The sequence below is a fragment of the Pseudomonas sp. P42 genome (genome assembly GCF_017973755.1).
GTDB lineage: Bacteria > Pseudomonadota > Gammaproteobacteria > Pseudomonadales > Pseudomonadaceae > Aquipseudomonas > Aquipseudomonas iridis.
In genome coordinates this window covers 73,878-91,196 of the sequence record NZ_JACOPU010000010.1, presented here as the reverse complement: position 1 = coordinate 91,196, position 17,319 = coordinate 73,878, and the positions used below count along the sequence as shown (strand labels likewise).

23 protein-coding genes and 2 pseudogenes are annotated in these 17,319 nt (G+C 56.1%); 11 read left to right on the top strand and 14 right to left on the bottom strand.

Features of this window, described 5'->3' with window-relative positions; genetic code table 11:
• Positions 1 to 37 precede the first annotated feature (37 nt).
• Positions 38 to 916 (bottom strand): hypothetical protein, encoded by an 879-nt coding sequence (locus H8B20_RS27395; RefSeq protein ID WP_210625188.1) that lies wholly within the window; start codon positions 914 to 916, stop codon positions 38 to 40.
• Between the two features lie 180 nt (positions 917 to 1,096).
• Positions 1,097 to 2,170 (bottom strand): NAD(P)/FAD-dependent oxidoreductase, encoded by a 1,074-nt coding sequence (locus tag H8B20_RS27390; protein WP_200617214.1) that lies wholly within the window; start codon positions 2,168 to 2,170, stop codon positions 1,097 to 1,099.
• A gap of 191 nt (positions 2,171 to 2,361) precedes the next feature.
• Between H8B20_RS27390 and H8B20_RS27385 the strand changes: the two genes are divergently transcribed.
• A complete protein-coding gene (locus H8B20_RS27385) occupies positions 2,362 to 3,087 on the top strand; it encodes a hypothetical protein (RefSeq protein WP_210625187.1) in 726 nt (241 codons plus the stop codon).
• Positions 3,088 to 3,118: 31 nt separating this feature from the next.
• On the opposite strand, the gene H8B20_RS27380 is transcribed toward H8B20_RS27385, so the two are convergent.
• From H8B20_RS27380 to H8B20_RS27365, 4 genes are all read right to left on the bottom strand, one after another.
• Positions 3,119 to 3,349 carry a hypothetical protein gene (locus H8B20_RS27380; RefSeq protein WP_210625204.1) on the bottom strand — a complete coding sequence of 77 codons (231 nt, stop codon included), beginning with the start codon at positions 3,347 to 3,349 and terminating at the stop codon, positions 3,119 to 3,121.
• 18 nt (positions 3,350 to 3,367) lie between these two features.
• The gene (locus H8B20_RS27375; protein ID WP_210625186.1) at positions 3,368 to 3,793 is read right to left on the bottom strand and encodes a cell wall hydrolase; all 426 of its coding nucleotides are present in this window, start codon (positions 3,791 to 3,793) and stop codon (positions 3,368 to 3,370) included.
• 58 nt (positions 3,794 to 3,851) lie between these two features.
• Positions 3,852 to 5,000 (bottom strand): acyltransferase family protein, encoded by a 1,149-nt coding sequence (locus H8B20_RS27370; protein WP_210625185.1) that lies wholly within the window; start codon positions 4,998 to 5,000, stop codon positions 3,852 to 3,854.
• Between the two features lie 161 nt (positions 5,001 to 5,161).
• Positions 5,162 to 5,518 carry a hypothetical protein gene (locus tag H8B20_RS27365; RefSeq protein ID WP_210625184.1) on the bottom strand — a complete coding sequence of 119 codons (357 nt, stop codon included), beginning with the start codon at positions 5,516 to 5,518 and terminating at the stop codon, positions 5,162 to 5,164.
• Positions 5,519 to 5,524: 6 nt separating this feature from the next.
• On the opposite strand from H8B20_RS27365, the gene H8B20_RS27360 reads away from it, so the two are divergent.
• Together H8B20_RS27360 and H8B20_RS27355 are read left to right on the top strand one after the other, a co-directional pair.
• Positions 5,525 to 5,824, top strand: coding sequence for a hypothetical protein (locus tag H8B20_RS27360; protein ID WP_228732777.1), 300 nt, complete (start codon positions 5,525 to 5,527; stop codon positions 5,822 to 5,824).
• 81 nt (positions 5,825 to 5,905) lie between these two features.
• The gene (locus H8B20_RS27355) at positions 5,906 to 6,220 is read left to right on the top strand and encodes a hypothetical protein (protein WP_210625183.1); all 315 of its coding nucleotides are present in this window, start codon (positions 5,906 to 5,908) and stop codon (positions 6,218 to 6,220) included.
• A gap of 26 nt (positions 6,221 to 6,246) precedes the next feature.
• Here H8B20_RS27355 and H8B20_RS27350 read toward each other — a convergent pair whose 3' ends face one another.
• The 3 genes from H8B20_RS27350 to H8B20_RS27340 all read right to left on the bottom strand — a co-directional run bounded on the left by H8B20_RS27350 (position 6,247) and on the right by H8B20_RS27340 (position 7,247).
• Positions 6,247 to 6,459, bottom strand: coding sequence for a hypothetical protein (locus H8B20_RS27350; protein WP_149658583.1), 213 nt, complete (start codon positions 6,457 to 6,459; stop codon positions 6,247 to 6,249).
• Positions 6,460 to 6,701: 242 nt separating this feature from the next.
• Complete coding sequence (locus tag H8B20_RS27345) at positions 6,702 to 6,929, bottom strand: hypothetical protein (RefSeq protein ID WP_210625182.1); 228 nt, start codon at positions 6,927 to 6,929, stop codon at positions 6,702 to 6,704.
• 129 nt (positions 6,930 to 7,058) lie between these two features.
• A complete protein-coding gene (locus H8B20_RS27340) occupies positions 7,059 to 7,247 on the bottom strand; it encodes a hypothetical protein (RefSeq protein WP_210625181.1) in 189 nt (62 codons plus the stop codon).
• A gap of 44 nt (positions 7,248 to 7,291) precedes the next feature.
• Here H8B20_RS27340 and H8B20_RS27335 point away from each other — a divergent pair, with 44 nt between their 5' ends.
• Together H8B20_RS27335 and H8B20_RS27330 are read left to right on the top strand one after the other, a co-directional pair.
• Positions 7,292 to 7,660, top strand: a complete 369-nt coding sequence (locus tag H8B20_RS27335) for a hypothetical protein (protein ID WP_228732776.1) — start codon at positions 7,292 to 7,294, stop codon at positions 7,658 to 7,660.
• A 49-nt stretch (positions 7,661 to 7,709) separates the two neighbouring features.
• On the top strand, positions 7,710 to 7,904 hold the full coding sequence (locus tag H8B20_RS27330) for a hypothetical protein (protein ID WP_210625180.1): 195 nt from the start codon (positions 7,710 to 7,712) through the stop codon (positions 7,902 to 7,904).
• A 58-nt stretch (positions 7,905 to 7,962) separates the two neighbouring features.
• Here the strand turns inward: H8B20_RS27330 and H8B20_RS27325 are convergent, their stop codons facing one another.
• Positions 7,963 to 8,172: a hypothetical protein gene (locus tag H8B20_RS27325; protein ID WP_210625179.1), complete on the bottom strand. Its 210-nt coding sequence runs from the start codon at positions 8,170 to 8,172 to the stop codon at positions 7,963 to 7,965.
• A gap of 102 nt (positions 8,173 to 8,274) precedes the next feature.
• Between H8B20_RS27325 and H8B20_RS27320 the strand changes: the two genes are divergently transcribed.
• On the top strand, positions 8,275 to 8,517 hold the full coding sequence (locus H8B20_RS27320) for a DUF4224 domain-containing protein (protein ID WP_095135434.1): 243 nt from the start codon (positions 8,275 to 8,277) through the stop codon (positions 8,515 to 8,517).
• Between the two features lies 1 nt (position 8,518).
• Positions 8,519 to 9,282 (top strand): annotated as a pseudogene (locus tag H8B20_RS27315) (integrase); the annotation flags it as partial.
• 228 nt (positions 9,283 to 9,510) lie between these two features.
• Here the strand turns inward: H8B20_RS27315 and H8B20_RS27310 are convergent.
• Both H8B20_RS27310 and H8B20_RS27305 read right to left on the bottom strand, forming a co-directional pair.
• On the bottom strand, positions 9,511 to 11,094 hold the full coding sequence (locus H8B20_RS27310) for a GMC family oxidoreductase (RefSeq protein ID WP_210625178.1): 1,584 nt from the start codon (positions 11,092 to 11,094) through the stop codon (positions 9,511 to 9,513).
• A 26-nt stretch (positions 11,095 to 11,120) separates the two neighbouring features.
• Positions 11,121 to 11,894: an alpha/beta fold hydrolase gene (locus tag H8B20_RS27305; RefSeq protein ID WP_210625177.1), complete on the bottom strand. Its 774-nt coding sequence runs from the start codon at positions 11,892 to 11,894 to the stop codon at positions 11,121 to 11,123.
• 88 nt (positions 11,895 to 11,982) lie between these two features.
• Between H8B20_RS27305 and H8B20_RS27300 the strand changes: the two genes are divergently transcribed.
• On the top strand, positions 11,983 to 13,422 hold the full coding sequence (locus tag H8B20_RS27300; protein WP_210625176.1) for an HD domain-containing phosphohydrolase: 1,440 nt from the start codon (positions 11,983 to 11,985) through the stop codon (positions 13,420 to 13,422).
• A gap of 20 nt (positions 13,423 to 13,442) precedes the next feature.
• Here H8B20_RS27300 and H8B20_RS27295 read toward each other — a convergent pair whose 3' ends face one another.
• Positions 13,443 to 14,360: a LysR substrate-binding domain-containing protein gene (locus H8B20_RS27295; protein ID WP_210625175.1), complete on the bottom strand. Its 918-nt coding sequence runs from the start codon at positions 14,358 to 14,360 to the stop codon at positions 13,443 to 13,445.
• A 250-nt stretch (positions 14,361 to 14,610) separates the two neighbouring features.
• Between H8B20_RS27295 and H8B20_RS28000 the strand changes: the two are divergent.
• The 3 genes and pseudogenes from H8B20_RS28000 to H8B20_RS27280 form a co-directional block, all read left to right on the top strand.
• Positions 14,611 to 14,814: pseudogene (locus H8B20_RS28000) on the top strand (response regulator transcription factor); the annotation flags it as partial.
• Positions 14,815 to 14,903: 89 nt separating this feature from the next.
• Positions 14,904 to 15,236 (top strand): nuclear transport factor 2 family protein, encoded by a 333-nt coding sequence (locus tag H8B20_RS27285; RefSeq protein WP_210625173.1) that lies wholly within the window; start codon positions 14,904 to 14,906, stop codon positions 15,234 to 15,236.
• On the top strand, positions 15,230 to 16,006 hold the full coding sequence (locus H8B20_RS27280; protein ID WP_210625172.1) for an SDR family oxidoreductase: 777 nt from the start codon (positions 15,230 to 15,232) through the stop codon (positions 16,004 to 16,006). Before H8B20_RS27285 ends, H8B20_RS27280 begins: the two co-directional genes overlap by 7 nt.
• Positions 16,007 to 16,100: 94 nt before the next feature.
• Here the strand turns inward: H8B20_RS27280 and H8B20_RS27275 are convergent, their stop codons facing one another.
• Complete coding sequence (locus H8B20_RS27275) at positions 16,101 to 17,021, bottom strand: universal stress protein (protein ID WP_210625171.1); 921 nt, start codon at positions 17,019 to 17,021, stop codon at positions 16,101 to 16,103.
• Positions 17,022 to 17,319: the final 298 nt, after the last annotated feature.

The window sequence follows — 17,319 nt, the reverse complement described above, 5'->3', positions numbered from 1 at the left end:
CGCGACCTGCGCGGCTCTTCTCTTCGTCTGCTATAGATTATAGGGATTGTAATGAAATGCTGGCGCTCGTTGAGTCTTGCTGGCTATCTGCATCCATCCAGACCCATTGAGTACCGTCGCCCTGCAAGTTATTACTGATGTTTTGAATCTGAGTGGCAACAATGGTCACTGCCCCTTTTTCCGAAGCAGTAGGTCCAATGTTAGTGACTTGCCCGACCAGTAAGCCATTTGACGTTTCATTCACAACAAATACGGTTGCAGCGGCTTCGCGAAACTGGCACGAAATGAACTGTGTGATTTTGCTAACAATTGTCAGATTCATCCATTTCGAAGGCGGCACGGAATAGTAGCGATTATATTTGTTAAACGGGTACTGCTCCCCGTTAGCCTGCAACGAGTTGTTGTTTAGTCCGCTCGTATTCGTTGGCATGCTGGTACTGCCCAACCACACCTCAACCTGTGCAATGCCGCTGTTACTAGGCAACGAAACTGAGATTGTCTGAGTGTCAGTGCCGGAAACGAATCCCAGCGATGCCAAGCCGGCATTGGCGGTGGTGCCGGGGACAGTGATGGTTGCAGGAGGCTGGCTATTGCTCCATACAACATTTACGGCTGCATTGTTATCGCTGCCGGCGGAATTATAAATGAAAATTCCGTAAATCTGCCCCGGACGCAACGTCGTGCAAGTGGCCGTATCACCTGCATTTAAAGTGATCCGTTGACCGCCATTCCAGTTAATTTGTGATGCCGCAATAGCGAAGCTTTCCATGGGGTAGTCCTTTAATAGTTTATGGCATGAGTTGGTGCGCAAGATATCCATACTTCCATTGCGCGTTACGAGAATAGATCCGATATAGAAAAGTGCTTCCAATTCTTTAGAGTTATTGGCTATTAAAGGGTGATGGCTAAAAGCCATTTTCTTTTTCTGCCGTAAGTTATTGGTCTTCCGTTATTTAGCGCCCGAGAATACGGCTTGTTTCGCTCTTAATCGTCAAGCGCTTAGAAATAAGCTAACTATGGTCACAGCAGGCCATAAGCAGCGACGTCCGGTTGAAGTGGACACAGTGGCCGATTGCTGCCTTACAAGAGAAACCCCCTACGCTTGCAAAAATCGATCGGGCCGGCATGGGCAAAGGGCACTGGACACCTTGTCATCGATGATCTCCTCGCTGGCCAGACGTCCCACTGCCGCCGCCAAAGTAATTCCAGGATGCATTGCGCAAACGTAGACGCCACCCACTTTGGGTAGATAACCGATGATGGGGATGCCATCGGCAGGCATGGGCCTGAGTCCGACACAAGCCCGTTCCAGATCTATGGAAACAACACCATGGAGTTCGTTCTGGATCGTCTTGGCAGTTCGAAGCGCTATCGCTGCCGGCTGATTGTCCACGGCGTCGTCCAGGTAATCCTCTGCTGCCAGCAACGTACCATCCGAACTTTGCCTCACTTCCATTTCAGGGCTGGAGATGAGGGTATGCACGAGGTTGGGTTGTGACTTGTAACGGATGAAAATGGCAGGAGATGCCTCTATTGGCAGGGACACTCCAAGCATGTCTGCCAGCTTCGTGATTGCTGTCCCGGCTGCCAGTACGACAATATCGGCATCGAGGATGCCTATTGTTGTTTCGACTCCAGTCACCGTTGCACTCTGGGTTACAAAACCGAGCACTCGAGTCTGAGTGAGAATCTTCGCCCCATAAGCCCGGGCACCTGCGATCAACGCATGCGTAGCTGCCACTGCGTCCAGCGCTCCTTCTTCAGCCGCATACAGAGCAGACTGGGGAGGGTTCTTGAGATTTGGTTCCAAGTCGAGAATCTGCGATCGAGACATCAGGTTTGCCGAAGCTTGGTGACCTGAGGTTGGCAGCGCTTCAATCGCCATCACGCTGTAAGACAAGGCGCCTGTCCATCTTATCTCCAGACCTGGCAGCTGCGTTTCGAGTCGGCGGTACTCCTTGATGGCCGAACAGCGCAGTTGCGCGATTGGGTCGGGTTCAAGGTGTGAGGCATTGAGCCAAGCGAATGAGCTGCCAGTCACTCCCGAAGCTATATCTTCAGCTTCTACCAAAGTGACATTCGCGCCTTTATCTGCCAAGTGATACGCCAATGACGCGCCAACGATGCCTGCACCAATGACAACGACTCGTTTGCCCTGACCATTTCCCATATCAACCCCCGTTTTGTTGATGTGCCGATGGTACGACAGCTGGATGATTTCATTACATGAGAACCTGATCGTTCAGCTTTTTGAACGTCTGCTTCTGGCCCTTTAATCGCAGCTCGTCGCTTCTTGCTCGCTCTACGGCCGAACCTCGATTACTGTACATGCATACAGCATTTGTACAGTGAACCCCTGTCATGAATTTCGACCAGGCTAAAACTCTGAGGCTCCAGCAAAGGCGTGCAACTCTCGATGACCAAGACTTCCGCATGCAAAACCCGGAGGGCCACCGGGAAACCCTCTACGGGATGGCAACCACGCTCCGCGATGAGGGCCTGATCAAGAAGCTTGAGCAGTTCGACATGAACGAAATGGCAGACGCCGCGTACTGGCACGCCGTCGAGGAGCTGCAGAATTCGCCCAGCCAATACCGCGGAGCCTCGACCTATGACGTTGTGCAGTTCGACAACGGAAAGCTGCTAGGTACCATCAGCCGCTCGATATTTAACTTCGCAAGTGACGAGCCTCGCGGTGCCTGCTTCGCTTATGACGGGAAGGTTTATTCCGACACGGACGGGGTAAGGCTGACCTTAGGGCTTTCCCGAAAAATTGGGCGGATTTCAGGCCTGGTTCTGGAAATGAACGGACGTCGGTATCAGTTGATCGAGACCGAGCGGATGATTGCCGGGATTGCCCACCGCCCTCTCTCTGACTCTGACGCCTATCGGGCTCTGGTAGACGCCGCTCAGGTTGCGCAAGAGGACCGGGATCTTCACGCCTTTGAAAAGATACGACCTAATATCGAGTCGGCAGCCTTCTGCATCTGCCCAGCTTGTCTCGACCGCTTTGGCGCACGCGAAGATTGCCAGATGTGCGCTGGAAACGGTTTTGTGACGAAGTCGACGCCTGCGGGTCTGCGCTGAAGGGCGTGCTTGATCATGCCAGTTAACTGATTTAACCCCGCGACAGAGTTTTCAGGCGCTCCACCAAAGCGGCTTCGAAAATGATGTACAACCGTTCAGAATCACCGGCGCGCAAAGCCCCGCCGGTTTCCAGTCCAAGCACGAAGCCATCCGCCCGTGCCCCCGCCTTTACGGCGATGATCATCGAGTCTGCCCGGACAATTTGCGCCAGCAGCCGATCGGCTTCTCGTTGCATCTTCTCGCTCAGCACCACGCCTTCCACGTCAGCCACCTATTACCTTCACAGGACATCCTTGAAGAAGACGTGACCGCCCAGTTTCAGGGTCTGCTTCGCTTTCGCCGCCCACCCTGGCGGCTTCTTCATGCTGAGCGCGTAATAGTGCGTGGCACCGCCGGTTGGATCAGCCACCTTGCCGTCAATCACCTGGTCAGCCGCGATACGACATTGCGCCAGTTCGCGGAACGGGATCTGTTTCATTCCGATCAGGAACTGATAGTTCGGGTCGGTCTTGTTCCAGCAGCTGAACTGGTAAAGCTTCTGGCAAACACCGGCGTATCCCTCACCCCACCATGACTTCTCCTTCCCATCAAATACGCGGTTGCGAATGGTGCAGGCTACGGCAATCTGACCGGCCAGCGATTCGCCGCGTGCCTCCCCCCACAGCGTTCGCGCAAGGATGTCGCGATCTTTATCGGATATGTCCATAGTTTTCTCCAGGCATAAAAAAACCGCTCAGTTGAGCGGTTTCGATGTGATGTTAGTTCTAGGCAGGATCCGTACTTCGACGATCAAGCTTTAACATCAGATAGTCATACAATCGCAGTATTGATTTCTGTGAGGGCTTCTCTACAAAATGCCAGATAAACGCGGCTGACGCGATAGACGCCGCCACTACAACTAAGAACCCCGTATAAGATGGGTATCCTACGAGCAATTGATCCTGCACAACAAACCTGATAATAACTTGATGAATCAAGTAAAGAGAAAAGCTTATTTCGCCGAGGAACACCAGTGGTCGCCACGCCAAAGCTTTTGATATCAAGCCTTTATCCATATAGAAACAACTGATAACCGCTGCAAACAAAATCGCCATCGAAGTGTGTCGATAAACTTCTGACAACGCGACATTAGAAGGGCCAGCAATTTTAGCTGAATAAAAACCAAGCAGAGGAGTTAAGAGCAATACTGCTAGAAGCGCCGTCATCTCAAGAGCTGTGGCGGAAACTTTCTTGACAGAGCCAAGCTGCAATTTAGAAAGAAGTTGCTGGCATACGATCCCAAGCATGAACTCCTGTATTCTTGCGACTGGGCTAATGTATACAAATCCGTGGGACGATACCTTGTCCAGCTTATCCGCAGCATAATATAGGACGTTCGACGCATCCAGTGAGTATCCGAGTAAGACACCGACCATAACTGCGCAGCACAGCTTAATCACCGGCTGCGTTTTAAACCAGATAAGCAAAAACGGAAACGCCATATAGAAATAAATTTCGGTTGAAATACTCCATGATACGGCATTGAAAGAAAAATACACATCTGGGATTGGGACAGCTGAGTGCAGCATCAGCAAATTCAAAACAAATATATATACGTTGTTACCCATTTGCAGTAATTCACGCTGCCAGGGAATGCATATCAGCAATACCAGCAAGCAAAAAACGTGAGCAGGCCATAGCCTTGCGAAACGCGCGACGTAAAACCGCGGTAGCCCGCCACTAATACCTGTCTCGGAATAACGATGAGAGAGAATGAAGCCGGACAGAACAAAAAAGAAAGTTACCCCAGCATCCAGAGGAAGCCCCCTCATAAAATCAGGAGGAAAAAAATTTCCTTTAACGTGATGAAACAATATCGCGAACGCCGCAAAAAATCGGAGGGCAGTAAGCCCCCCAATTTGTCTAGTACTCATTATGTGACACATCCTGTGGTTGGATTTTTTGGGGATGTTATCACGATTGCGTCGTGCCATCAGGGGCTTGCGATCAAATCGCTTAGCCTCACATCAGGTGGAAAGTGAAGGCCATTCGATGGTCTGCGGGAACCCGGGCTGGTGATCAACCTTGTTCAATTTCAGCTTGTAAGCTGCGTATGCTTTGAATTTTGCGATATCTGCTGCGTCCAATAGGCCAGCGATGTAGGCATCTGCCATGCCAGGCCGAAATGCATCCACTGATGCAACAGCGTAGGGAAGTCCTCAACGCCTTGCTTGTTCGCTCCCACGCAGCCCGTGGAGAGTTCGCCCGACATGCAGGTCTGGCGGCGCCAGATAAGAAAGTGCGATTTCAGGTGAAGACGGTCGGCAATGCCTACCACATCGTTGATCTGGCCACCGGAAAGACCAAGGTCTTCCGCTTCAATTACCAGGTAGCAGTGAACATGGCGATCGCATTCGAAAAGCAGGCCAATCGCCTGGCGGAAGGTGTGCATTGATCGGTGCACCAATGCCAAACCCACGAGACCAGTTGTCTCGACAACCTGAACCAGCAACTTGATCAATTCTTCGGTTCCGGCGGTAAGGCTCAGCAAACCCCCAGTGGCGTCACTGGCGAGCCAAAGCTGGCATCCACACCTCACCACGACCGTCTGCGCGTCGAGCGCAACAAGATTGCCCCGAAGGTGCGCGAACTGGCCAAAGCCGGCAAGACCATCAGCGAGACGGCCAAGACACTGCACATTCACGTCAAGCGGGTTGCGCTGATCGCCAGCGAGAACGGATTCAAGTTCAACTCATGAAACGCATCAGTAACCGGGCGACGACCCGCCGCCGACAAACCTGGCTGGACTTGCCGGCCAGCGCAATTGAAGAGGTAGGCCATGGCCAAGAGCAACGCGCAATTGCAGAAGGACAAGCGCGCCAAGGAGAAGGCGCTGCTCGATAGGATCGGCGCCGAGAAGCGATCGCTGATTGTTTCGAAAGCGCTCGATAACGCACTTCAGATCCTCGGCGAGCGTCACGGCTTCGAGGAATGGCAGGAGACGGTGTCGACGTTCATCATCAATCTGGCCGCAGCGCCTGCCACCGACTCTGAACCATTCACCAACATGTCGCGACCGGAAATGGTCATTAAGGATAAGTGGTCGAGGCAGCTTAAAGATTTTGCGAAAACAGGCACCGAGAATTTCCAGTGAAATCCATTCGGTGCCGATCAACTGTATTACCGTGGGCCGGGCATCGAGCTTGGTTTGCTTTTCGAGTCAAGATCATCAGCTGCAGCAATGGCTGAATCAAGATCATAAATCCAAGTTGAGTCTGCACCAGGGCCGATCAACTGATAGCCCACAACCTCTCTCGTATTGTCGAGGTGAATCATCACCCTTTCGTAAACGGTGAATTTCCCTTTTGTGTAAACCGCAGCGCCTCGTTGCATTTCTTGCTCCTTGATCCGGCTCCATGACGGGCCGAACACAAATACCCACTTCTACGAATCACGCCAGCCGACGACGCCTAGGGGTGCATGGCACCGACAACTCGCAGGAGGTTTGTTAAATGCTCTCATGTCACGTTACATTAGAGCCATTCGAAAGAGTGTTACGGCAAGGGGCTCTACTCGAGATCATCAGACTCAGCACCCCGGAGAATCTGAGGACGAAGTAACCGAGCCGGGCTCGATTACGCCTCTTTAGATCCCAACCGCTCACCCATCAACACCGAGTTATAGGCGTGCTGAAGTTCGATAGTCGCGCGGGAAAGCGCTTTTCCTGACAAATCGCGAGGATAGCTATCTGTCATGGGAAGTGCGCAATCAACGAGATTACGGAGATCGTAACCCTGTTTTTTTGAAGCGATCATGAGGGACATTAGAGCGGTTTGGAGCGCTGTTTCACGAGCAGTGGCCATTTCTTTCTCCCTTTTAGCATCGTGCCGAAGGGGGAAAATCTAACCTATCGGTCATCAAAATGCCATCAGTGCCTGATTACGCCGATCGTAAAAGCGGATCCGGGCGCATCGACCGCAGCGGCGCAGGTGTCAACGAAAGCTCGGTTCTTCGAAGAGTCGATGGTTCAACTCCATGTAGCTGGCCAGGTCGATTACCTCCCGGAGGAACACGACCACCTCCAGCTTCACTGCATCGTCCGGCAGCCCTATCCGTTTCAGCATCGCTTTAGCGTCCTCTTCGATAGCCGCTAGCGCATCTACATCGCTCTGCAACCTCATGTCGGCCTCCTGCCTATTTGAGCTGAGGGATACACGGCTGCAAGATGGAATTCAGTCCTGGCGGCGGGCAATACTCCGACGTGCTTTACGTGATGCCGTGTGCTGCCCACAGTCCAAAACCTTTCGGACCAGTCGAAGTGAAGCGCGACAAGGATGGCTGGTGGTATCACCCGAACATCCCGAGCTTTGGCGAAAGCGAAGACCCGGCCCCCTATATTGCCTGGGTCAAAGAACAGGGACTGGAACTGAAAGGCTGGAACTCTGGCGACGAAACCTACGACCTTCCAGATGAAGATGCCGCATGCACCGCTTGGAGTCCCGAATCGCCGGGGCCGGAGTGGTTCTTGATGGGGATCTTAGACACGGACGATGGCCCTTATGTGCAGTGGGCACGACGCGAGGTGACGCCATGATCTTCGCCCCGCTCTACATGGCCTACCTCATCTACAAGGGGCCGTGGCGATGAAAGTTGTTCCCCACACCGGCTGGCTTCGGCGCCGGCTTGAAACCGCAATCATCGTCTTGGCTGCGTGGATCATCGACGGCCGCAACGTGCAGCGATCGGGCGTCGCATCCCGCCGCGATAACAACGACATGCGGTACATGGCGGAAAAGCTCGAAGACATTGCCGATCGCATCAAACGCCAGTACCCGTAACACATCACCGAACTCAACAGTCTGCCCGTATGCGGCCGTGCTGCGGGGAATCACTCACTCATAACCAGTTCAGCACTCGCAGCACTCTCTCGAATGTTCGCTCACTCGCCACCCACGCCAGCATGACAAGGCCGCCTCCCGCCACGACGAAAATAAACCCACCAACGGCATCGATGACGACCAGAAATATTCCCAGCGTCAGGAGTGCGGCGCCGAGCGCACCCAGTACCGTCCGGCTTTGCTTTTGCTCGGGATACTTGTTGAACATCCGAATACTCCGCATCAGTTGCGCATCGATCAACTGTAGCCCAAGCGCAACCACCCATATCAACCACCTTCTGCTGCCACGCGCGGCATGGAGCAATACCTCATGGAAACCGAAATCCTCTCCGACGAGGAACTGGCCGAACTCACTGGCTACAAGGCCCGTGCCTACCAGCGCCGCTGGCTGATTGATCGCCAGTGGGTGTTCGTCGAAAGCCGCGGCAAGCGCCCGTTGGTGGGCCGCATGTATGCCCGTATGAAGCTGGGCATGATCAGCCCTACGATTGCCGATCCCAACCCGCCGCCGGCAGCACCGGTATGGACACCAGACTACTCGCGAGTGAATTGATATGCGCCCCCGCAAGGCCGACACACGCAACTTGCCGCCTCGGATGTACCAGTGGACGCGAACACGAAAAAGCGGAAAGGTTTGGATCGCCTATTACTACCTGGACATGACAGGTAAGGCGATCCCGTTGGGCAAGGATCTGGACTTGGCCAGGGTCAAATGGGCGGAGCTGGAGGCGAAGGAAAAGCCGCTTGATCTACGCACCATGAAAGGCATCTTCGACCGATATATCCGCGACATCGTATCGAAGAAAGCGGCGCGGACGCAGAAGGACAATTTGGCGGAGATCAAGCAGCTTCGGCCCATGTTCGACAGTGCTCCCATCGACTCAATCACCCCTGCAACTATCGCCGGGTACCGCGACGCGCGGACCGCCAAGGTTCGCGCGAATCGCGAGATTGCCACCCTCTCCCACGTGTTCAACATTGCTCGGAAATCGGGACTGACGACCAAAGAAAATCCCTGCCAGGGCGTACGCAAAAACAAGGAAACGCCGAGGGGCTATTACGCAAATGACGTGGTTTGGGTTGCTGTTTACACGAAGGCAGCTCAAGAACTGAAGGACGCGATGGACTTGGCCTATCTGACCGGGCCAAGACCGGCAGATGTCCTGGTCATGAGGAAGGACGATGTCGAAGGAAATTACTAGGTGTGCAGCAGAACAAGACACACAAGAGGCTGCGTATTCAGATGACTGACGGTGATGAGCCAAACAGTCTGGGCCTGTTGATCGGGAAAATGGCCGAGCGCAATGCTCAGCACATTTGAATATCGGTCTTGAAAACTGTCGACTGTAACAGGTCCATGAGTTCGAACCCCAACGCCTCCGCCATATTTGTACCGACAAAGCCCTGATTATTCAGGGCTTTGTCGTTCCTGGCATTTGGGAATTTTACTCTTCTCTTTATAAATCGTTTCCGCATCTTTTTGGCCATTTCCGTGCATCCGAAGACGGCAAATGTATCTGAGGAAACCACCGCCTTACCTCTATTCTCAGGAGTTGCCGTCCGGCGCTGTGGCCGCAGCGATCACTCCGTACGCGGCGAGTATGAGATCTGCTGCTCGTTCGGCGATGACGACGCAGGGTGCCATCGTATTGCCAATGGTAATTCGCGGCATGATCGAGGCATCCGCGATGCGCAATTTATCGATCCCGTACACCCGCAGTTGAGCGTCGACCACCGACATTGCATCTCGCCCCATTTTTGCGGTGCAGGACTGGTGCCAGAAAGTGACAGCGGAGTTGCGGATGAACTGCTCCATAGCGCGATGATCCTTAGACCCAGGCACCACTTCACGTTTGACCAGATTACTGAAGGCTTCACTGTTGCCGAGCTCCCTGCTCAGCGCGATCGACGCATGCGCCGCTTTCACATCCTCGGGCGTACTCAGGGAGTTTGGCTCGATGATTGGGGCATTCAGTGGTCCGGCGCCTGACAAGCGCAAGCGTCCGCGACTGGTAGGCCTGGCCAGCCCTGCGAACATCGTCCAGCCATGTTGTGGCGGCTCTATCGCGACTTCCGGCGGAGACGGCACCGCGAACTCCAGTTGGCACTGCAACAGGTCCGGGGCTTCCAGGCGACTGTCGCTTTTCCAGAACAACGTGGTTTCGCACCCGCCGCTACCGACAGCCTGGGGTTGCAGATACTCCCACGTACAGCCAAAGGCCAGATGGTCCTGTAGATTCTCGCCCACGCCGGGAAGGTGTTGGGTCGGCGCGATGCCGTGGCTTCGCAGTTCGTCTTCCGGGCCGATTCCCGATTGCATGAGCACTTTGGGTGTTTGCACCGCGCCCATCGACAGGATGACCTCGGCTGCGGCATAGAAGCACTGCCGTTCGCCTGCGACCACCACCTCGACACCGATTGCCCGTGTACCGACCAGCAACACGCGGGTCACCAATGCCCCTGTCAGAACCGTCAAGTCTGGATAGTGCAACCGTGGCCGGATGTAGGCGTCATAAAGGGATTCGCGCCTGCCATGCTGAATGCGCAGATCGGTCATAGCCATCCCGCCCGGACCTTCCATCATTTCGCCATTAGGGCTGTCGAATGTGGGGATGCCCAGGCGGCTGGCCGCCTCCAGCGTTGCCCACGCGAGGGGTTGGGGCGTCGCCGGCTGTTCGACATGCACCGGGCCATCCGAGCCACGTCGAGCGGGATCAGGGCTGCCTTGCCAGTTTTCGATCCGGCGGTAGTAATTGAGTACCGAATCGTAGCCCCAGGCCGGGTCGCCGGACTCGGCAGCGAAATAGTCCCAGTCGGAGCGGTGGCCGCGCGACCAGACCATCACATTGATGCTGGAGCCACCGCCGAGTCCCTTACCCATGCTCAAAGAGAGTCGTCGGCCGTTGAGGTGCGGATTGGGCTGCCCCTCGAATGCCCAGTCGCGCTTTGAACCAAGGTTCATCGGCCATAGCGCCGGCTCGGTAACCTCGGGGCCCGAGTAGCCTTCGCCAGCCTCAATCAGCAGGACACGCGCGCTTTTCTGATCGGCAAGACGAGCAGCGACCACGCTGCCCGCAGTACCTGCCCCGCACACGATGAAGTCATAGTGTTGATCCTGTAAATGTGTCATGCGCCCACTCCGTCTCGACGCATTGGTCACTGCTTGCCAACGCTGTGGACTGCCTTGAGGATCACTGCAGCGACCTCAGCGGGCTGCGACTGCTGGGGAACATGACTGGTGTGCACCTCGGAAAGCGTGGCACCGATACGCTTGGCGGCAGAACGCTGGACGTCGGGGTGAATCATCCGGTCTTCTGTGGCGAGCAGATACCAGGATGGTTTGGTCTTCCAGGACGACACGGTCGTTTTATCTTCGAAGGCAGATGCCTTGATGGGACCTTGCGTGGCGGTCATGACGGCGGTCTGCGCTGCCGGGAGATCCTGGGCGAAATCCTTGGCCATGCCTTCTGGCGTCAAGTAAAGAAAACCGTTGCCGTCGGCCTTGATCTGGCTGATGCCTGGAGGGGTGGGCGCACCTTTACCTTGTTCGCCGCTAGTCTGCCCCGCCTCTGGTGCGAAGGCAGCGACATAGACCAGCGCGCTGACCTTCTTGTCGCTGCCAGCCTCGGTAATCACGGTGCCGCCCCAGGAGTGCCCGACGAGAACCACTTTGCCTTGCTGGTTGCTTAACGCACGGCGCGTAGCGGCAACATCGTCGGCAAGCGAGGTAAGCGGGTTTTGCACGACCGTAACGGCTACGCCTTGTGCCTGGAGCAGTGGAACCACTTTGGCCCAGTCGGAACCGTCGGCGAACGCGCCGTGTACGATCACCACGGAAGGCGTTGTATCCTGCGCGTGGCTGGCGCTCGCGATGAAGGTACTGGCCAGGGCGAAGGCGACGGTAGCGACTTTCGATTTGAATGTTTTCATTGGATGAGCTCCTGTTCTGGAGTTCAAATTCTGCTGATTGGCCTGCGTTGCGGGCATCGGTCAATTATCCGACCCCGGGACATTTTTCATGGATAGTGCGTTGCAACTGGATATCTCCCTGGACGGGGCACTGGCGACGATCGCCCAGGTCGGTGACCTCAGCATGGGCCAACCACTCGGTCATTCCCGGCGCGTTGCCGCACTGGCGCGAATGCTGGCGCAGGCCCAGAACGGCGACGGCGAGCACCTGAGGGTCGCGGAACAGGTTGCCTTGCTGCGCTGGTCCGGTTGTACCGCCAATGCTGAAGGCTTTGCGGACCTGCTGGGCGACGACGTCGATGGCCGCCGCGCGATGCTCGACTTAACGCTGGGCAAGGAGCAAATGAACGCGGTGCATCAGGCGACCCCGCTCGCCGTCGTGCACTGTGAGGTGTCGGGAGCAATCGCTAAAACGCTCCAGCTCGGTGCCGCCGTCGAGGCGGGGTTGTGTCGCGTGTTCGAAACCTATGACGGCACTGGCCGGCCGTTGGGTCTGACCCATGAGCACATTCCAGAGGTCGCCTATCTGGTAGTACTTGCAGGCGATCTGGATATTCTCAGTCGCGCACACGGCCTTGACGCGGCTTTACGCTGGATCAGAGAGCAATCGGATCGGCGTTATCCCGCATCGCTGGTAGCGTTGCTTCTGGAGAACGCCAAGGAGTGGCTGGCGAATCTGGAAACCCTTTCGAAAACGGTTGACCCCGCGCCTGGGCAACGTTGCGTCTCAATGACGCTGGTGGGAGACATAATCGACTTGAAGCTCCCCTGGCTGGCAGGGCATTCGCGGCAGGTAGCGCATGTCGCCGTGGAAGCTGCACGCCTGTGGGGGCTGCGTGAATCCACCCTGACTGAAATTGGCAAGTCCGCGCTCATCTACGGTCTTGGCCGGGCAGCCGTTTCAAACAACCTTTGGAATACCGCAGGGAAGCTGCCATACGGCGCTGCGGAGCGGGTGCGCCTTGTCCCTTACTGGACGCAACAAGCGCTCAGGCCTGTCTCTGAACTGGCCGTGCCCGCCGAGATTGCAACCCATGCTTATGAACGACTCAACGGCAGTGGCTATTTTCGAGGCTTGGCGGGTGATGCGCTGTGCGCCGAGTATCGCCTGTTTGCCACGTCAGTCACCTGGGTCGCGCTAAGAGAGGCCAGGCCATGGCGGTCCGCCCACGACGAAGCGGAGGCTGCCAGGCTACTCAAACACGATGCTGACAGTGGTTTGTTCGACAAAGATGTTTGCGAAGCAGTCATTGCCGCCGCAGGTGGCGAGCGTCGGAGGCGTCAACCGAGAGCGTCGTTACTTACGACTCGCGAGTGCAGCATCCTGCTGGAAATCAGTCGTGGCGCCAGCAACAAGCAGGTAGCACGGCTGCTGAACATCAGTCCGAGCACGGTTCGTACGCATATGGAAAGCATATTTCGCAAACTGGAATGCTCCACCCGCGCAGCCGCCACGTTGAAGGGACTGACACTGGGATTGATCGCCTGAGCCCGGTCCGAAGGGCTTAATCATGCGACCCCGTCCTGATCGGCTTGACGGGCGCGTACCAACTCGATGAATGCCTTGGCTGCCGCAGATGGGTTGCGGCGGTTCGGGTAGTACAGACACAGTTTGTCCCTGGGCGGTGTCCATTCCTCGAGAACCTGCACGAACTGTCCGGCACGGATTTCGTGGTGAACGTCCTGCGCCATGAAAAAGCCGAGCCCCATGCCCTCCTGCACGGCCGCCTTGACCACACTGGGTTCATCCAGCGTAAGCGGCCCGCTTACATCGAGACGAGTCACTTCTGCGTCCCGCTCGAAATGCCACGGGAAAATCGCCCCATTGGGTAGTCGCACGCGGATGCATCGGTGCTGGAGCAGCTCGGATGGCGTTTGCGGTTTGCCGTGTTTTTCAAAGTACGCCTGCGAGCCGACCACGGCGTAGCATTGCGGCTGGCCGAGGGGGATCACGATCATGTCGTTCGGAACGAGACTTGCCGAGCGCACGCCGAAATCGAAGCAATCCGCAACAATGTCCACCAGACGGCCTTCGGTGACGAGGTCGATGTGTACTTTCGAGTGTTGCTGCAAGAACTCCATCACCAGGGGCATGAGCGCTGATCGGGCAGCGCTGGCAAACGCATTGATGCGCAGCGTGCCCGAGGGCCCGGCGTTATGCGATCGAACGGCATCGAGTGCGGCGCGCAAATCCTGCAAGGCGGGCCCCACCTGCTCGAGAAATACCCTGCCCGCTTCGGTAATGGCCACGCTACGGGTCGTGCGATTGAACAACCGCGATTCGAGGCGGGCTTCCAGTTGCGCAATGGTGTTGCTCAACGCGGTAGTGGAGACGTGAAGATCGATCGCGGCTTTGCGAAACGACCCGCGACGTGCGACCGCTATAACCGCGTCCAGCTCGCTGAGGCCTAAACGCTCGTGTGACATGAATTGTCCTGAATATCGGGATGGGTCATACAGGTTTGTCCCAGTTGAACAAACTATCCGTCTGGCAGCAAGATCACTGCAGGTAATCCATCCAGGAGATCAGCGAATGAGCCTTCAGCCTGTCAGCAGTGTCGACACGTACTTTGACCTCATCAGCTCAAGCGATCTGGTTGCTACTGAATGCTCGGCCCCTCAAGCCTGTCATTCGTCGCTGAAGCTGGCTGTGCTCGACGAGCAGCAGATCCAGCAGCCGGGTGGGCTTTTACTCACCGGGCGCGAGCGTCGCATTCTCAGGGAGATCAGCGATGGTGCCAACAACAAGCAAGTGGCGAGGTTGCTGGAAATAAGCCCGAGCACGGTTCGCACGCACGTGGAAAGTATCTTCCGAAAGCTGGAGTGCTCGACCCGAGCGGCCGCCACCTTCAAGGCAGCGAAACTGGGGTTGATCTCCTGATCCTCGAGCTGAATGGATGCCTCATTGCATCAGGCACGCTTACAAACGCACCCAAGATCGCTTCATACAACCCGATTCAGGAGAACGACATGCCCCTTCAACTCCCCGACGCCGTGAAGATGTACTTTACGGACAGTAACGGTGGCGATGCAGCACAACTTGCGAGCTGCTTCAGCCCTGACGCCACGGTGTGCGACGAGAGAAAAACATACGAAGGCATCGCTGCTATCACAGCCTGGCAACAAAATGCCCGCAAGGCCTTCGCGTATCAGGTCCACCCACTACAAGCCCTTCAAGAACAGAACAGACTCACGGTCATTGCGAACGTTGTCGGGAATTTTCCCGGTAGCCCGCTTCAACTGAGCTACGCGTTCACGCTGGAGGACGGTCGAATCCGTTCACTGGAGATCACGCCATGCTGACTTCAGGTTTGACTGGCAAGCGGGTCCTGGTCACCGGTGGCACCAAAGGCATCGGCAAGGCTGTCGTCGAGTTGCTAATGGCCGAGGGCGCGAAGGTCATCACTTCGGCCAGGCAGGTGGACGTGGAAATGCCGGGCGTAGTTCTGATTGCGGCTGATCTTTCGACCCGGGAAGGTTGTGACATGCTGATCGCAGCGGTCCAGGAACAGTTCGGCGGCGTAGACATCATGATCCACGTCCTGGGTGGTTCGTCGGCACCCGGCGGAGGTTTTGCTGCGCTGGACGAAGAGCACTGGCAACAGGAGCTCAGCCTGAACCTGTTGCCGGCGGTGCGCCTTGATCGAGCCCTGCTCCCGGGAATGCTGGCGCGCAAGGAAGGGGTTGTTATCCACGTCACCTCCATCCAGAGTCGGCTGCCACTGCCGGAATCTACAACAGCATACGCGGCGGCCAAAGCCGCGCTTTCGACGTACAGCAAAAGTCTGTCAAAAGAGGTTTCGCCCAAAGGCATTCGCGTAGTTCGGGTTTCGCCGGGCTGGGTTGAAACCGAAGCGTCGGTCGTATTTGCCGAGCGACTCGCGCAGCAAGCAGGTACTGACTATCAAGGGGGGAAAGACATCATCATGAAAGCCCTTGGAGGTATCCCGCTCGGACGCCCATCGACGCCTTCGGAAGTTGCTGACCTGATCTGTTTCCTGGCTTCACCGCGAGCGTCATCGATCACTGGGAGTGAATTTGTGATCGACGGCGGAACGCTACCAACGGTTTAGGCTACTGCTTGCAAGGCAAGCGAAAAATAGTGACTCCATCCGTCATCGTTTGCCGCTTTCGGCTGAAAGCGGTTGGTGATGAACGGCTGACCGATCAGGCTGCAGAAGGTAGCGGCCTGACCATCATCAAGCTGCACGGCGCGCGATTTATCAGGCATTGCGCCGTGCCGCCGATAAAACCGTCGAGCCCGTGATGGTAGGACGTGCCCAACACCATCAGGTCGAACGTATTTTGTCGGGCAAACTGTTCGATCACCCGGTAAGGGATACCGGTCAGCAAGTGCCTGTGTTTTTCATCGACACCATAGCGCTCGGCCAGGGTATCGAACGCCTCTTGCTGAGTATCGGTGATCGCATCGCGCAAGCTGTGATCCAGACTCAGGTTCGGCACACTCATCGCGGCATCACCCACTACGGACCAATTGCTCACGTTCAACAGATGCAACGACGCTCCGCACTCTGATGCCAATGTCGATGCCAGGCCGAGTATCCGGTCGTTGAGCCCTTGGGTCAGGTCTTCAAGGTGGGAAAGGTCTACGGCCGCCAAAATCTTCAAAGGCTTCGGGTTCGCTGCCTCGGTCACCAGGTGCAAACAGGCTGGGCAATCGCGCAGCAACATCCAGTCCAGTGGTTGATGGAATGCCCGATCAAGGGCCGGAACATGATGGGCGTCCTTGATTACCAGATCGGCGTGGAAGTCATTGACGTACTCAAGCACATGCGCCGGTGTGGACCTGGCCCAGACCACTTCGGTAGTGACTTGCTCGCCGCTGCCACGCTCGAATCGGGCTTGCTGTTCCAGCCAATGCCGATGCACCTGCAAATAACCTTCGCGCGCCTGCGTCATGGCGTTGTGGTCAAACAGCCCGGCAAGCGCCAAGGCCTGCACATAATCGAACGCCACGATGTGCAACAACGCACCGCTGGCGCGGGCCAGAGCCTGGGCGCGGTCAAACGCCGGAGTGCGAGTCATTTCGGCGGGTGCGATCAATAGAATGCGTTTGAGCTTGAACATGACGTACTTCTCCTGACAATGCTTCGCCGGCCTGATTGCCAGCCCGACATCCGTGTCCGGTTTGATGTAATCGCCGACTACTTGCGCGCTGCCTTTTCGGCCATCCGCTTGACGCGCTCATTGGCCTCGACGGCTGCACGCTCCGGTGGCTGTAGCCAACAGAGGATACTCAGCACGATGATGGACGAGCGCATGTTCATGATTTCCCCTTGGTTAATCACTGCGCTGCTAAATCGCTGAACTGAGTATCTGACGATGCCCGCTCCCGGCTCTGATTTTTGTCAACAAACGAGAGCAT